The following is a 15,061-nucleotide window of genomic DNA, read 5'->3' as shown; positions in this document are numbered from 1 at the left end:
CTTTCCGGATCACAGCGGGCGCAGGACCGGCTCCTTGCGCGCCCCGCCGAGCAGTCGGTCCAGCGCCATCTCCACGTCTTCCTTCCACGACAGCGTGGAGCGCAGCTCCAGCCGCAGCCGGGGATGCACCGGATGGGGTCGTACGGTCTTGAAGCCGACCGCGAGCAGGTGGTCCGCCGGCAGCAGGCAGGCGGGCCCCTCCCACCGGGCGTCTCCGAACGCCTCGATCGCCCGGAAGCCCCGGCGCAGCAGATCCTTCGCCACCGTCTGCACCATCACCCGCCCCAGCCCTTGCCCCTGATACCCCGGCATGATCCACGAGGTGATCAGCTGCACCGCGTCGGGTGAGACCGGACTGGTCGGGAACGCCGTGGCGCGGGGCACGTACGCCGGCGGGGCGTACAGCACGAACCCCACCGGAACGTCGTCCACGTAGACCACACGGCCGCACGATCCCCATTCCAGGAGGACGGCCGAGATCCAGGCCTCCTTCTCCGGCGCCGCGGTCCCCGCCTTCACAGCGGCTTCCCCGCTGACCGGATCCAGCTCCCAGAACACACACGACCGGCAACGCCGGGGCAGGTCCGGGAGGTTGTCCAGCGTGAGCGGTACCAGCCGACGACCCATGAGCGCATCGTATCCACTGCCCTCTGCTTCTTCGACAGGTCAGCGCGCCGGGCCGGGCACGGAGAAGGGGCGGACCACACCGGTTGCCACCAGCGCGGTCCGCCCCCGCGTCCGGGGGATCACTCCCCGGGAGTCCCCTGCTCCAGCACCCGGCCCTCGCCCGGTGCCAGCGTTCCGAGGATCCGCTCCAGATCCTCCATCGAGGCGAACTCGACGGTGATCTTGCCCTTCTTCTGGCCGAGATCGACCTTCACCCGCGTCTCGAACCGGTCCGACAGGCGCGTCGCCAGCTCGTTGAGCGCCGGAGCCACCCGCGTACCGGCCCGCGGTCCCTTCGGCTTGACCGGGCTCGACGGCTCCGACGCCATCAGCGTCACGATCTCCTCGATCGCCCGCACCGAAAGCCCCTCGGCCACGATCCGGTGCGCCAGCCGGTCCTGCACTTCGGAGTCGGCCACCGCCAGCAGGGCCCGCGCGTGCCCCGCCGACAGCACACCCGCGGCCACCCTGCGCTGCACCGACGGCGAGAGTTTCAACAGCCGCAGGGTGTTGGAGACCTGTGGACGGGAACGCCCGATCCGGTCGGCCAGCTGGTCGTGGGTGCAGTTGAAGTCCCGGAGCAGCTGGTCGTACGCCGCGGCCTCTTCCAGCGGATTCAGCTGCGCCCGGTGCAGGTTCTCCAGCAGCGCGTCCAGCAGCAGCTTCTCGTCATCCGTGGCCCGGATGATCGCCGGAATGCTCTCCAGTCCGGCCACGCGGCAAGCGCGCCAGCGCCGCTCGCCCATGATCAGCTCATAGCGGCCGGGAGCTGCCTGCCTCACGACCACCGGCTGGAGCAGGCCCACCTCCTGGATGGAGGTGACCAGCTCGGCGAGCGCGTCCTCATCGAACACATCGCGCGGCTGCCGGGGGTTCGGCGTGATCGAGTCCATCGGAAGCTCCGCGAACGTGGCTCCCGGCACCGCGTTGGCCTCCTGAGGCACCGGCTGCGGCTGCTCCGGCTGCTCCGGCTGCTCCGGGACGATGGCGAGCGATGTTTCACGTGAAACATCGGCCTGCGCCAGCGCGGCGAGCTTCGCCGCCGCGATCCCGCGCTCCGAGGTCAGCACCGGTACCGCCGACGGCGACGTCGACCCGCTGCCGATCGCCGGTGGTGTCTTCTCCTGCGGAGCCGCGGGGATCAGCGCACCGATTCCCCGTCCCAGCCCCCTGCGTCGCTCACTCACTGGATCCCCTCCGCCACACTCTGCGTGCTCTTCATGCCCGTGCCCAGGTGGGCGCGCTGGGCGTCGTAATGCATTCCGACCCCGCGATACGCCACCTCGCGCGCCGCCTCCAGGTAGGAGAGGGCCCCGCTGGAACCCGGGTCGTACGTGAGTACCGTCTGCCCGTAGCTCGGCGCCTCCGAGATGCGCACCGACCGCGGAATGCTGGTGCGCAGCACCTCCTTGCCGAAGTGGGTGCGCACCTCCTCCGCCACCTGCGAGGCCAGCCGGGTCCTGCCGTCGTACATCGTCAGCAGGATCGTCGAGACGTGCAGTGTCGGGTTCAGGTGCGCGCGCACCAGGTCGACGTTGCGCAGCAGCTGGCCCAGCCCCTCCAGCGCGTAGTACTCACACTGGATCGGGATCAGTACCTCGGCGCCTGCCACCAGCGCGTTCACGGTCAGCAGTCCCAGCGAGGGCGGGCAGTCGATCAGGATGTAGTCGAGCGGCTGCTCGTACGCCTGGATCGCCCGCTGAAGCCGGCTCTCACGCGCCACGAGCGATACCAGCTCGATCTCGGCGCCCGCCAGGTCGATCGTGGCCGGAGCGCAGAACAGGCCCTCCACGTCCGCCACCGGCTGGACCACTTCGAGCAGCGGCCGGCTGTCGACGAGCACGTCGTAGATCGACGGCACATCGGCGTGGTGATCGATGCCCAGCGCCGTGGACGCGTTGCCCTGCGGGTCGAGATCGATCACCAGGACCCGTGCACCGTGCAGAGCCAGCGAGGCCGCCATGTTGACGGTCGTGGTGGTCTTACCCACCCCGCCCTTCTGGTTGGCGACCACGATGATCCGGGTCTGGTCGGGCCGGGGAAGCCCCTCACCGGCGCGCCCCATCGCCTCGACCGCCAGCTGGGCGGCTCGGCCGATCGGGGTGTCGTTGTCTACAAGGGGTGGAGGCGATGTTTCACGTGAAACATCCTCCCCCGCGGATTCAGAGCGGGGACCGGGGACCGGATCGGCCATCGGCCCCGCGAGGTTGGCGTCGGACCGCACGGTGTCACTCTCCTCGGCAGCAGGCTCGCGATGCACAGAGCCTCCCATGTCACCCGGGTCGCGAACCAGCGGGGCCCGTACTCCTGTGGATGAATCCACCGATGTGGACAACTCCGTCCCCCTCGCGTCCTTGCGGGAGCGAGGGGCCGCGGCCGCCCGACCGCGGCTGATGATTCCGTGCAGCAGAGAGCGACGTTTCACGTGAAACACGATGCCCGGACGGAGTCTTCAGGCCGCTACGACACTCCGCAATCCCTGTCCATAGGGCTCAACACGGACGAAATCTCCCGGCCGAGCCCCTTGAGCGCGCCGCTCAACGGCGACGACGGACGCGTCCCACCCGGGCGGCCTTGGCCCGCTTGGTCGCGAACCGCACCCCGCCGGGGCTCTCTCCGACCTCGACCCGCACGACCGTCGACAGCGGATCCACGACGCCCTCGCCCACCTGGAGCACCGAGGTCTTCACCACACCGAGCTTGGCCAGCGCGACCTTCGCCGCCACCAGCTCCTCGTCTGCGGTGTCGCCCTTGAGCGCCAGCATCTCCCCGTAGGGCCGCAGCAGGGGTACGCCCCAGCCGGCCAGCCGGTCCAGCGGGGCCACCGCGCGCGCGGTCACCACGTGCACCGGCTGCAGCTTGCCGAGGACTTCCTCCGCCCGGCCGCGCACCACCGTGACGTGGTCGAGGCCGAGAAGTTCCACGGCTTCCTGGAGGAAAGTCGTCCGGCGCAGCAGCGGCTCGAGCAGCGTGATCTTGAGATCACGCCGTACCAGGGCCAACGGGATGCCCGGCAGCCCGGCACCCGAGCCCACGTCGCACACCGTGACGTTCTGTGGCACCACTTCCGACAGCACAGCGCAGTTCAGCAGGTGCCGTTCCCACAGCCGCGGCACCTCGCGTGGCCCGATCAGGCCCCGCTTGACACCCGCATCGGCCAGCAGCTCCGCATAGCGCACAGCTTCCGGGAAAAACTCACCGAACACCGCGCGCGCCTCTTCAGGCGCCGGGGGAAGCTCAGCTGCCTCCGTCACGGGGGACCGTCCTTCCGTACCGCATGGTTCTGAAGAACCACGTCTTCAAGATGGTGCGTCGTTCACATGCCAGGCTGACAAACATCGGCCCCGCCTGCGACACAGACGGGGCCGAGCACTCGCGCTACCGGTCAGGCGGGGAGTACCACGACGAAGCGCTGCGGCTCCTCGCCCTCGGACTCGCTGCGCAGGCCGGCGGCCGCCACCGCGTCGTGGACGACCTTCCGCTCGAACGGGGTCATGGGCGCCAGCTTCAGGGGCTCGCCGGAGGCCTTCACATCCGTCGCGGCCTGGGCGCCCAGCGCCGCCAGCTCCTCGCGCTTCTTCGCCCGGAAACCGTCGATGTCCAGCATCAGCCGGCTGCGGTCCCCGGTCTCCCGGTGCACGGCAAGGCGCGTCAGCTCCTGGAGAGCCTCCAGGACCTCACCGTCGCGGCCCACGAGCTTGCGCAGGTCGCCGGTGGCCGAGTCACTGACGATCGACACCGCGGCCCGGTCGGCCTCGACGTCCATGTCGATGTCCCCGTCCAGGTCGGCGATGTCCAGCAGACCCTCGAGGTAGTCGGCCGCGATCTCGCCCTCCTGCTCGAGGCGGGTCAGGGTGTCGCCACCCTCAGCGGCGGCGGTGGTGGTGCCTTCCGTCACGGGAGGGACTCCTTCTTACTTCTTGGGAGAGGGCTTGGTGGGCGTCTGGCGCTGCGATTTCGACTGGCGCTTCGGCTGCTGCCGCTTCGCCGCGGCACCGCCGCTCGCCGCGTCGGAGTCTGCCGTGGCCTCGACGCTCTTGGAGACGGAACCGTCCGCCTGGGCGGCCAGGCCCTGCTTCGTCAGCGCGTTGATGAACTTGCGCTCGTTGTCGTTGCGGTCCGGGCCCTTGGCCACGATCCCCGCGACGATCTTCTTCTTGCTCCGGCCCTTGACGTCGCCGTTCGAGCTGATGTGCTTCAGCAGACGGGTCAGGTACTGGTCCTGCGCCATGCTGCCCGGCGTCGGGTTCTGGTTGATCACGTACATCTGCTGACCCATGGTCCAGACGTTCGTGGTGAGCCAGTAGACGAGGACACCGACGGGGAAGTTGATGCCCATGACCGCGAAGATCAGCGGGAAGATGTACATCAGCATCTTCTGCTGCTGCATGAAGGGCGTCTTGACCGACAGGTCGACGTTCTTCTGCATCAGCTGGCGCTGCGTGTAGAACTGCGACAGCGACATCAGGACGATCATGATGGCGGTCACGACGCGGACGTCGGTGATCGAAGCGCCGAGCTTCGCGACATCTTCCGCGGAGTCCGTGAACTTGGAAGCCAGCGGGGCGCCGAAGATGTGCGCCTGACGGGCGCTCTCCAGCAGCGACTGGTTGATGACGCCGATGGTCTCGCCGTTGGCGATGCTGGCGAGCACGTGGTAGAGCGCGAAGAAGAACGGGGACTGCGCCAGGATGGGAAGGCACGAGGAGAGCGGGTTGGTACCCGTCTCCTTGTACAGCTTCATCATCTCTTCGGACTGACGCTGCTTGTCGTTCTTGTAGCGCTCCTGGATCGCCTTCATCTTCGGCTGGAGCGCCTGCATGCCACGCGTCGCCTTGATCTGCTTCACGAAGAGCGGGATCAGGCAGATACGGATCAGGATCACCAAGGACACGATGGACAGGCCCCAGGCCCACCCACTGTCCGGTCCGAAGACCGCGCCATAGACGCTGTGGAACTGGACGATGATCCACGAGACGGGTGTGGTGATAAAGCTGAACAGACCGGCAATCGTGTCCACTAATCAGGCTCCTTGAGCATTGCGAGATCTACGCAACGCACTGCGCAGCTGCTCGTGCCAACGCGGGCGTTTACGGGGTGGGACGTGGTCCACGCCGCCCGGCGACCACGGATTGCACCGCAGGATCCGCCAGGCGGTCAGAACCGTCCCCTTCACCGCACCATGCCGGTCGATGGCCGCGTACCCGTAGTGCGAACACGACGGGTAGTACCGGCACACCGGGCCGAGCAGCGGACTGATCGTCCACTGGTACAGCTTGATCAAAGCGAGCAGCGGGTACTTCATCGAGCGACGCCTCCCAGGAGCCGCGTCAGCGCGGCATCCAGGTCCCGGGCCAGTTCGTCGGGGCCGGCGTCACCCGATCCGGGCAGCGCGCGTACCACCACCAGGCTACCGGCGGGCAGCTGAGACAGCCGCTCGCGGACAAGATGGCGCAAACGGCGCTTGACCCGGTTTCGGACGACGGCATTGCCCACGGCCTTGCTGACGACGAAACCCGCACGCGTCGAGGGATCGATCTCCCCCGGCGCGTGCGGGTCCGTTGCACCGCTTGTACGTAGGTGGACGACGAGGAGCGGGCGACCGGCCCGGCGCCCTCGACGTACCGCGCTCGCGAAGTCCTCGCGCCGCCTCAGCCGATTTTCGGGAGACAGCACGACGTCACGACCTGCGTCTGTTGGTTACGCGGAAAGGGCGGCGCGGCCCTTGCCACGGCGGTTCGCCAGGATCGCGCGACCGGCACGGGTACGCATCCGGAGACGGAAGCCGTGGGTCTTGGCACGACGGCGGTTGTTCGGCTGGAAGGTGCGCTTGCTCACTCGGGGGCTCCAGAGAATGAATCGTTGTGGCGGGACATCGCCTGGCTGTCACCGTGCGCCCACGAGGAAACAACTCGCGTGTTCGCCCGAGTGGCACCGCAAACGATCACGTTCGGTGATCTTCGCCCATCGGTAGGCAGGCGGCAGCAGCCATCGACAACTCGACCTCGTTACGGTACGCGCGGCTACGCCATCCGGTCAAACCGAGCCGACGGTGCCCCACACTGTGCACAGGCTGTGGACAACGACTTGAACCGTACCCGTCGCCCTGACTACCGTTGACTGACCCCGGATTTTTTGCCCCGACCGTCCCAAAGAACCACACATTCGTGGGACCCCCGTGAGAGAGCGTGCTCTGTGGCTGACGTACCCGCCGATCTTGCCGCAGTGTGGCCAAGGGTGCTTGAAAAGCTCCTCGGGGAGGGACAGCCGGGGATCGAACCCAAGGACAAGCAGTGGGTCGAGCGGTGTCAGCCCCTGGCCCTCGTCGCCGATACCGCGCTGCTCGCCGTCCCCAACGAATGGGGCAAGCGCGTCCTCGAAGGCCGCCTCGCCCCGCTGATCAGCGACGCGCTGAGCCGCGAATGCGGCCGCCCGATCCGCATCGCCATCACCGTGGACGACTCGGCGGGCGAGCCCGCGCCCCCCGCGCAGCCCGTCCAGCAGCGCGACGGATACGAGCCGTACGGCGGCCAGCGCCCCGGCGGCGGCTCCGACGACCAGCTCCCCACCGCACGCCCCGCCTACCCGGACTACCAGCAGCCGCGCCCCGAGCCCGGCTCCTGGCCCCGCGGCGGACAGCAGGACGACTACGGCTGGCAGCAGCCGCGCCTCGGCGGCTTCCCCGAGCGGGACCCGTACGCCTCCCCGCAGCCCGGCTACCTCCAGCAGTCCGAACCGTCGGGCTACGACCAGGGCTCGTACGAGCAGCAGAAGTACGAGCAGTCCCCGTACGAACCCCAGCAGTCGCGGCAGTCCCATCCATACGAGCAGCAGCAGTACGAGCAGCCGGCGCCGCGCCAGCCCCAGGGCCGGCCCTCGGCGCCTGGCCCGTCCGGCGGCTCGACCTCGGGCCCGCTGGAGCCGACCGCCCGGCTGAACCCCAAGTACCTGTTCGACACCTTCGTCATCGGCGCCTCCAACCGCTTCGCGCACGCGGCCGCCGTGGCCGTCGCCGAGGCGCCCGCCAAGGCGTACAACCCCCTGTTCATCTATGGGGAGTCGGGCCTCGGCAAGACCCACCTGCTGCACGCGATCGGGCACTACGCGCGCAGCCTGTACCCGGGAACCCGCGTGCGGTACGTGAGCTCCGAGGAGTTCACCAACGAGTTCATCAACTCCATCCGCGACGGCAAGGGCGACGCCTTCCGCAAGCGGTACCGGGAGATGGACATCCTGCTGGTCGACGACATCCAGTTCCTCGCGAGCAAGGAGTCGACGCAGGAGGAGTTCTTCCACACCTTCAATACGCTCCACAACGCCAACAAGCAGATCGTGCTCTCCTCCGACCGGCCGCCCAAGCAGCTCGTCACCCTGGAGGACCGGCTCCGCAACCGCTTCGAGTGGGGCCTGATCACCGACGTCCAGCCGCCCGAGCTGGAGACCCGCATCGCGATCCTGCGGAAGAAGGCCGTCCAGGAGCAGCTCAACGCACCGCCGGAGGTCCTGGAGTTCATCGCCTCCCGCATCTCGCGCAACATCCGCGAGCTGGAGGGGGCGCTGATCCGGGTCACGGCCTTCGCGAGCCTGAACCGGCAGCCGGTCGACCTCGGCCTCACCGAGGACGTCCTCAAGAACCTCATCCCGGGCGGCGAGGACAGCGCGCCCGAGATCACCGCCTCGGACATCATGGCGGCCACCGCGGACTACTTCGGGCTGACGGTGGACGACCTCTGCGGGTCCTCCCGCAGCCGGGTCCTGGTGACCGCCCGGCAGATCGCCATGTACCTGTGCCGGGAGCTCACCGACCTCTCCCTGCCCAAGATCGGGGCGCAGTTCGGCGGCCGCGACCACACCACCGTCATGCACGCGGACCGCAAGATCCGGGCCCTGATGGCCGAGCGCCGCTCCATCTACAACCAGGTCACGGAGCTCACCAACCGCATCAAGAACGCCTGAGACGGCCCGCGGGAGCGGTGCCAGGGCCCCTTCACACGCACACATAGGGCGCTTCCGGACCACAACGGGGGCGCCCTTCTTCGTCCGTGCGCCCCTGGACTGTTCGAATACGCCCCCCGTGGAGCAAGTCATCCACAGATTCCCGGACTTTCTTCCGTCCACAGCCTGGGGACAGGATCCGTCACCCACAATCTGTCCACAGGGGCGCGGGGTGAGGGGCCATCAGGGCAGGTCAGCACCCTGTGGAATTGTGCAGAAGCGTCATCCACAGGCTGTGGACAAATATTTCGTCCACAGGGCCCTCCACGCCTCTGTCCACCGGAAGCCCACAGCTTTCCCCACCCTGTGCACAGGATCCGAGGACTTCTCCACACCGTTGTCCACTGTTCGGCAACGCGCCACCCGTTCTCACCGCCCCGAGTGAAAGCGGTCACACGGAAGTAGACGTTTGGGTTGTGGAGTACCGGGGGAAAGCTGGGGACACACCTGTGGAGTAGTAGGGCTCTCCTGGGGACAGCCTGTGCAGAAGTTTTCGTTCTCCACAGGGACACCGGGTTGTCCACCGGTACCGCCCACAGGCGCGGTGGATAAAAAATGGGGTCTGACCTGCGGAAACCGTTTTATCCACTGTATCCACAGCCCCTACTACTACCCCCATAGAGAGTTAGCTCGGATTCGGTTTTCAAGCGGGTCCTGTGCACAACTCGGCGGACGGGCTCGCCGACACCTCGCTCCCGACTTGACCGCCGGCCGCACCGACTGTCGGCGCCGTACGTCAGACTGGTCCCCGGCATCGGTCGAGGCATCGACGAGCCGACGACGAAGGCCGGCAGGACGAGCGAGCAACAGCAGGAGGCGGTTCCGGTGAAGATCCGGGTGGAGCGCGACGTACTCGCGGAGGCGGTGGCCTGGACGGCCCGCAGCCTCCCGGCCCGGCCGCCGGTCCCCGTTCTCGCGGGCCTTCTGCTGAAGGCCGAGGACGGCAAGCTGAGCCTCTCCGGCTTCGACTACGAGGTCTCGGCCCGGGTCTCGGTCGACGCGGACGTCGAGGAGGACGGCACGGTCCTGGTGTCCGGCCGGCTGCTCGCCGACATCTGCCGCGCCCTGCCCAACCGGCCGGTGGAGATTTCCACAGACGGTGTACGGGCGACCGTGGCCTGCGGCTCCTCGCGGTTCACCCTCCACACCCTGCCTGTGGAGGAGTACCCGGCGCTGCCGCAGATGCCGACCGCGACCGGCACCGTGCCCGGCGAGGTCTTCGCCTCCGCCGCCGCCCAGGTCGCCATCGCCGCCGGCCGTGACGACACGCTGCCCGTGCTGACCGGCGTCCGCATCGAGATCGAGGGCGACCGCGTCACCCTGGCCTCCACCGACCGCTACCGCTTCGCGGTCCGCGAGTTCCTGTGGAAGCCCGAGGACCCGCAGGCTTCCGCCGTGGCCCTGGTGCCCGCGAAGACCCTCCTGGACACCGCCAAGTCCCTGACCAGCGGTGACACCGTCACCCTGGCGCTCTCCGGCTCCGGCCAGGGCGAGGGCCTGATCGGCTTCGAGGGCGCCGGCCGCCGCACCACCACCCGGCTGCTCGAAGGCGACCTGCCGAAGTACCGCACGCTCTTCCCGACCGAGTTCAACTCCGTCGCCGTGATCGAGACCGCCCCGTTCGTCGAGGCCGTCAAGCGCGTGGCCCTGGTCGCCGAGCGAAACACCCCCGTCCGGCTCAGCTTCGAGCAGGGCGTGCTCATCCTGGAAGCCGGTTCCAGCGACGACGCACAGGCTGTGGAGCGCGTCGACGCCAGGCTCGAGGGCGACGACATTTCGATCGCCTTCAACCCGACCTTCCTGCTGGACGGCCTGAGCGCGATCGACTCGCCGGCCGCCCAGCTCAGCTTCACCACGTCCACCAAGCCGGCGCTGCTCAGCGGCCGCCCCGCGGTCGACGCCGAAGCGGACGAGGCGTACAAGTACCTGATCATGCCGGTCCGCCTCTCCGGTTGATTCTTCTCAGGCCAGGCCCGGTTTCGCAGTCCGCGGGACCGGGCCTGACCGCGTCTCGCGCCCCGTGCGTCCGTGAAGCCGCGAAGCGCGGCCCGGCGTAGGCTCGGGGCCGGGGGTGTCTCCGGGAAGCAGGGGACCCCCGGTACAGACGGCCACAACGCTTAAGGAACCACCTGATGGAGCTTGGTCTCGTCGGTCTCGGCAAGATGGGCGGCAACATGCGCGAGCGCATTCGCCGCGCAGGCCACACCGTCATCGGATACGACCGCAGCCCGGACCTCGCCGATGTCCACAGCCTGCGGGAACTCGTGGACAGCCTGCAGGCCCCCCGCGTGGTGTGGGTGATGGTCCCGGCAGGCGCGGCGACCCAGTCCACCGTCGACGAACTCGCCGAGCTGCTCTCCCCCGGCGACATCGTCGTCGACGGCGGCAACTCGCGCTGGACCGACGACGAGAAGCACGCGGCGGAGCTCGCCGCCCAGGGCATCGGCTTCGTCGACTGCGGAGTCTCCGGCGGCGTCTGGGGCCTGGAGAACGGCTACGCCCTCATGTACGGCGGCGCCGCGGACGACGTGGCCCGCGTACAGCCGGTCTTCGACGCCCTCAAGCCCGAGGGCGAGTTCGGCGCCGTACACGCCGGCAAGGTGGGCGCGGGCCACTTCGCCAAGATGGTCCACAACGGCATCGAGTACGCCATGATGCAGGCCTACGCCGAGGGCTGGGAGCTCCTGGAGAAGGTCGACTCGGTCACCGACGTCCGCGAGGTCTTCCGCTCCTGGCAGGAAGGCACCGTCATCCGCTCCTGGCTGCTGGACCTGGCCGTGAACGCCCTTGACGAGGACGAGCACCTGGAGCAGCTGCGCGGCTTCGCGCAGGACTCGGGCGAGGGCCGCTGGACCGTGGAGGCGGCGATCGACAACGCCGTTCCCCTGCCGGCGATCACCGCGTCGCTCTTCGCGCGGTTCGCCTCGCGCCAGGACGACTCCCCGCAGATGAAGATGATCGCCGCGCTGCGCAACCAGTTCGGCGGCCACGCGGTCGAGAAGGCATAGCACCACCTCAAGCACCACAGCACCACAAGCACCACAGAGCACAGAACAGCAGGAAGCCGGGGGAGGTCGGCGCCACATGCACGTTTCGCATCTCTCGTTGGCCGACTTCCGCTCGTACGCCCGGGCCGAGGTACCCCTCGACCCGGGCGTCACCGCTTTCGTGGGGCCCAACGGCCAGGGCAAGACCAATCTCGTCGAGGCGATCGGCTATCTGGCGACCCTCGGCAGCCACCGCGTCTCCTCCGACGCCCCGCTCGTCCGGATGGGCGCGGAGCGGGCGGTCATCCGCGCCGCCCTCACCCAGGGCGAGCGCCGGCAGCTGGTCGAGCTGGAGCTGAACCCGGGCCGGGCGAACCGGGCCCGGATCAACCGCTCCTCGCAGGTCCGGCCGCGGGACGTGCTGGGGATCGTCCGTACGGTGCTGTTCGCGCCGGAGGACCTGGCCCTGGTCAAGGGCGATCCGGGGGAGCGACGCCGGTTCCTGGACGAACTCGTCACCGCGCGCTCGCCGCGGATGGCGGCGGTCCGGTCCGACTACGAGCGTGTCCTCAAGCAGCGCAACACCCTGCTGAAGTCCGCGGCGATGGCCCGCCGGCACGGCGGCCGCTCGATGGACCTGTCCACCCTCGACGTGTGGGATCAGCACCTGGCGCGCACGGGCGCGGAGCTGCTGGCGCACCGGCTGGACCTGATCGCGACGCTGCTGCCGCTGGCGGACAAGGCGTACGAGCAGCTCGCGCCCGGCGGCGGTCCGCTCGGGATGGCGTACAAGTCCTCGGCGGGCGGGGCGGCCGAGGCGCCGGAGTCGGCCGAGGCCGTGGACGGCGGCGCCGTGCGGACCCGTGAGGCGCTGTACGAGGCCCTGCTGGCGGCCCTGGCCGAGGTGCGCAAGCAGGAGATCGAGCGGGGGGTGACCCTGGTCGGCCCGCACCGTGACGACGTGCTGCTGCGGCTGGGCGAGATGCCGGCGAAGGGGTACGCCAGCCACGGGGAGTCGTGGTCGTACGCGCTGGCGCTGCGCCTGGCCTCGTACGAGCTGCTGCGCTCGGAGGGCAGCGAGCCCGTGCTGATCCTGGACGACGTCTTCGCGGAGCTGGACGCGCGGCGCCGGGAGCGGCTGGCGGAGCTGGTGGCACCGGGCGAGCAGGTCCTGGTGACGGCGGCTGTGGACGATGACGTTCCGGGCGTGCTGGCGGGAGCGCGGTTCGGAGTGTCCGGCGGTGAGGTGACCCGGCTGTGAACGATCAGGGAGACGGCCCCCGGGACGGCCAGGAGCCGCGCAGGGTTCCGGAGGCGTCCGGGGTGGACCTGGCCCGCCAGGCCCTGGCGGCGGCGCGCGAGCAGGCGCGGGCCCGTGGCAACGCGGCGGCCGGCGGCCGCAAGCGCCAGTACCAGCCGGGGCTGCGCTCGGGCGCGCGGGCGGACGGCCGGGATCCGATGCCGCTGATGGCGGCGCTGGACCGGCTGCGCACGGAGCGCGGCTGGGAGATGCCGATGGCGGTGGCGGGCGTGATGGAGCGCTGGCCGGAGATCGTCGGCCCGGACATCGCCGCGCACTGTGAACCGGAACGCTACGAGGACCGTGAACTGGTCGTGCGGTGCGATTCCTCGGCGTGGGCGGCGCAGCTGAAACTGCTGGCCCCGCAGCTGGTCGCGCGGCTCAACGCGGACCTGGGGCAGGGCACCGTACGGATGATCAAGGTGCAGGGCCCCGGCGGCCGGCCCAAGGCGTACGGGCCGTGGCGGGCGCCCGGGAGCAAGGGCCCGGGGGACACCTACGGCTGAGCCGGCCTCCCGGCCCCGGCCCCGGCGACGGTGTTCCGGCCGACGGTGCCCCGGCCGGGGCGGTCCCGGCCGGTTGGCCCGCCGACTCGGGCCACCCGCCGGGCCACCCGCCGGGCCACCCGTCCGGCCGGCCACCCGCCGCCGCTCCCCCGTCCGTTTCGCCGTGCGGGACGGGCCGTCGGCCGTGTCGCGGGTCGCCGGAACGCGGCCCGGGGCGGTGGTGCGCGCGTGGTGTCCCTCACGGTAGCGGGAGGTTGACAGCTCGAAGCGCTGGATGCCCGCGTGAGCCTCTTTGAGCCCCTTCCCGTATATGGGGAGTCGGAGAGAGGAGGTTCAGGGCGGCACATGCGGACTCAGGTACCGGCAAACCCCCATTCATGTCGGCGGTACCGGTAGACTGGAGCCAATCCCGCCCGATCGCGGGATCCCGTCGACTTATGCCGACTACACGCTGACAACGCAGATCGACGCAGCCGCTCCCGCTCGCATGCCTGCTGGCCCGGAGAACGGCCTGTGCTGTGCCAGAAAGGGCGCTTCGTGGCCGATTCCGGCAACCCCAACGACAAGAACGAGTCCACCGCCGGCGGCGAGGCCGCCGAGGCAGGTGGATCTTCGTATACCGGAAGCAACATCCAGGTCCTGGAGGGCCTGGACGCGGTCCGCAAGCGGCCCGGCATGTACATCGGATCGACGGGTGAGCGCGGTCTGCACCACCTCGTCTACGAGGTCGTCGACAACTCGGTCGACGAGGCGCTCGCCGGGCACGCGGACACCATCGACGTCACGATCCTCGCCGACGGCGGGGTCAAGGTCATCGACAACGGCCGCGGCATCCCGGTCGACATCGTGCCCTCCGAGGGCAAGCCGGCCGTCGAGGTCGTGCTGACCGTCCTGCACGCGGGCGGCAAGTTCGGCGGCGGCGGCTACGCCGTCTCCGGCGGTCTGCACGGCGTGGGCGTCTCCGTCGTGAACGCGCTGTCCAAGCGGGTCGCGGTCGAGGTCCGGCGTGACGGCTTCCGCTGGACCCAGGACTACAAGCTCGGCGCCCCGACCGCGGAGCTGGCGAAGAACGAGGAGACCGGCGAGACCGGCACCTCGGTGACGTTCTGGGCCGACGCCGACATCTTCGAGACGACCGAGTACTCCTTCGAGACGCTCTCGCGGCGCTTCCAGGAGATGGCCTTCCTCAACAAGGGCCTGACCCTGTCGCTGACGGACGAGCGGGAGTCGGCCAAGGCGACGGTGGGCGCGGACTCGGCCGACGAGGCCGACGACGGCCAGGCGCGCACGGTGAAGTACCACTACGAGGGCGGCATCGTCGACTTCGTGAAGTACCTCAACTCGCGCAAGGGCGAGCTGATCCACCCGACCGTCATCGACGTCGAGGCCGAGGACAAGGAGCGCATGCTCTCGGTCCAGATCGCGATGCAGTGGAACTCGCAGTACACGGAGGGGGTCTACTCCTTCGCGAACACGATCCACACGCACGAGGGCGGCACGCACGAGGAGGGCTTCCGTGCGGCGCTGACGGGTCTGGTGAACCGCTACGCGCGCGAGAAGAAGTTCCTGCGGGAGAAGGACGACAACCTCGCCGGCGAGGACATCCG

Annotated in this window: 14 protein-coding genes and 2 pseudogenes; 7 read left to right on the top strand and 9 right to left on the bottom strand. The window is 69.4% G+C overall.

Going from position 1 to position 15,061, the window contains the following annotated elements; all coding sequences use genetic code 11:
• Positions 1 to 9: 9 nt before the first annotated feature.
• From ABT106_RS01875 to rpmH, 9 genes are all read right to left on the bottom strand, one after another.
• Positions 10 to 627, bottom strand: coding sequence for a GNAT family N-acetyltransferase (locus tag ABT106_RS01875; RefSeq protein WP_351270820.1), 618 nt, complete (start codon positions 625 to 627; stop codon positions 10 to 12).
• A 119-nt stretch (positions 628 to 746) separates the two neighbouring features.
• Entirely contained in the window at positions 747 to 1,853 is a 1,107-nt protein-coding gene (locus ABT106_RS01870) for a ParB/RepB/Spo0J family partition protein (RefSeq protein WP_351270817.1), read from the bottom strand.
• Complete coding sequence (locus tag ABT106_RS01865; protein ID WP_351270814.1) at positions 1,850 to 2,938, bottom strand: ParA family protein; 1,089 nt, start codon at positions 2,936 to 2,938, stop codon at positions 1,850 to 1,852. Before ABT106_RS01865 ends, ABT106_RS01870 begins: the two co-directional genes overlap by 4 nt.
• 265 nt (positions 2,939 to 3,203) lie before the next feature.
• Positions 3,204 to 3,920, bottom strand: a complete 717-nt coding sequence (gene rsmG, locus ABT106_RS01860; protein ID WP_351270812.1) for a 16S rRNA (guanine(527)-N(7))-methyltransferase RsmG — start codon at positions 3,918 to 3,920, stop codon at positions 3,204 to 3,206.
• A 131-nt stretch (positions 3,921 to 4,051) separates the two neighbouring features.
• Entirely contained in the window at positions 4,052 to 4,564 is a 513-nt protein-coding gene (locus tag ABT106_RS01855) for a Jag family protein (RefSeq protein WP_351270810.1), read from the bottom strand.
• 15 nt (positions 4,565 to 4,579) lie between these two features.
• Positions 4,580 to 5,686: a membrane protein insertase YidC gene (yidC, locus tag ABT106_RS01850; RefSeq protein ID WP_351270808.1), complete on the bottom strand. Its 1,107-nt coding sequence runs from the start codon at positions 5,684 to 5,686 to the stop codon at positions 4,580 to 4,582.
• A 3-nt stretch (positions 5,687 to 5,689) separates the two neighbouring features.
• Complete coding sequence (gene yidD, locus ABT106_RS01845) at positions 5,690 to 5,971, bottom strand: membrane protein insertion efficiency factor YidD (protein ID WP_078904056.1); 282 nt, start codon at positions 5,969 to 5,971, stop codon at positions 5,690 to 5,692.
• Positions 5,968 to 6,342 carry a ribonuclease P protein component gene (gene rnpA / locus ABT106_RS01840; protein ID WP_351270805.1) on the bottom strand — a complete coding sequence of 125 codons (375 nt, stop codon included), beginning with the start codon at positions 6,340 to 6,342 and terminating at the stop codon, positions 5,968 to 5,970. Before rnpA ends, yidD begins: the two co-directional genes overlap by 4 nt.
• Positions 6,343 to 6,366: 24 nt before the next feature.
• Positions 6,367 to 6,504 (bottom strand): 50S ribosomal protein L34, encoded by a 138-nt coding sequence (rpmH, locus tag ABT106_RS01835; RefSeq protein WP_008741645.1) that lies wholly within the window; start codon positions 6,502 to 6,504, stop codon positions 6,367 to 6,369.
• 357 nt (positions 6,505 to 6,861) lie between these two features.
• Here rpmH and dnaA (ABT106_RS32100) point away from each other — a divergent pair.
• The 7 genes and pseudogenes from dnaA (ABT106_RS32100) to ABT106_RS01805 form a co-directional block, all read left to right on the top strand.
• Positions 6,862 to 7,368 (top strand): annotated as a pseudogene (dnaA, locus tag ABT106_RS32100) (chromosomal replication initiator protein DnaA); the annotation flags it as partial.
• Between the two features lie 111 nt (positions 7,369 to 7,479).
• A pseudogene (gene dnaA, locus ABT106_RS32095) lies at positions 7,480 to 8,622 on the top strand (chromosomal replication initiator protein DnaA); the annotation flags it as partial.
• Between the two features lie 864 nt (positions 8,623 to 9,486).
• A complete protein-coding gene (gene dnaN / locus ABT106_RS01825; protein ID WP_351270799.1) occupies positions 9,487 to 10,617 on the top strand; it encodes a DNA polymerase III subunit beta in 1,131 nt (376 codons plus the stop codon).
• Between the two features lie 176 nt (positions 10,618 to 10,793).
• Positions 10,794 to 11,669: a phosphogluconate dehydrogenase (NAD(+)-dependent, decarboxylating) gene (gnd, locus tag ABT106_RS01820; protein WP_351270797.1), complete on the top strand. Its 876-nt coding sequence runs from the start codon at positions 10,794 to 10,796 to the stop codon at positions 11,667 to 11,669.
• A gap of 76 nt (positions 11,670 to 11,745) precedes the next feature.
• Complete coding sequence (recF, locus tag ABT106_RS01815; RefSeq protein ID WP_351270794.1) at positions 11,746 to 12,909, top strand: DNA replication/repair protein RecF; 1,164 nt, start codon at positions 11,746 to 11,748, stop codon at positions 12,907 to 12,909.
• Entirely contained in the window at positions 12,906 to 13,454 is a 549-nt protein-coding gene (locus ABT106_RS01810) for a DciA family protein (protein ID WP_351270792.1), read from the top strand. Before recF ends, ABT106_RS01810 begins: the two co-directional genes overlap by 4 nt.
• Before the next feature lie 513 nt (positions 13,455 to 13,967).
• A partial coding sequence (locus ABT106_RS01805; protein WP_351270790.1) for an ATP-binding protein occupies positions 13,968 to 15,061 on the top strand: 1,094 nt, incomplete at its 3' end.

It is taken from the genome of Streptomyces sp. NPDC002044 (assembly GCF_040296725.1).
GTDB lineage: Bacteria > Actinomycetota > Actinomycetes > Streptomycetales > Streptomycetaceae > Streptomyces > Streptomyces antarcticus.
This window is presented reverse-complemented; position numbering and strand designations above follow the sequence as displayed.

Coding starts and splice junctions, on each gene's coding strand:
- ABT106_RS01875 (WP_351270820.1), bottom strand. CDS start 627: ATGGGTCGTCGGCTGGTACCGCTCACGCTGGACAACCTCCCGGACCTG.
- ABT106_RS01865 (WP_351270814.1), bottom strand. CDS start 2,938: ATGGGAGGCTCTGTGCATCGCGAGCCTGCTGCCGAGGAGAGTGACACC.
- yidD (WP_078904056.1), bottom strand. CDS start 5,971: ATGAAGTACCCGCTGCTCGCTTTGATCAAGCTGTACCAGTGGACGATC.
- gnd (WP_351270797.1), top strand. CDS start 10,794: ATGGAGCTTGGTCTCGTCGGTCTCGGCAAGATGGGCGGCAACATGCGC.
- recF (WP_351270794.1), top strand. CDS start 11,746: ATGCACGTTTCGCATCTCTCGTTGGCCGACTTCCGCTCGTACGCCCGG.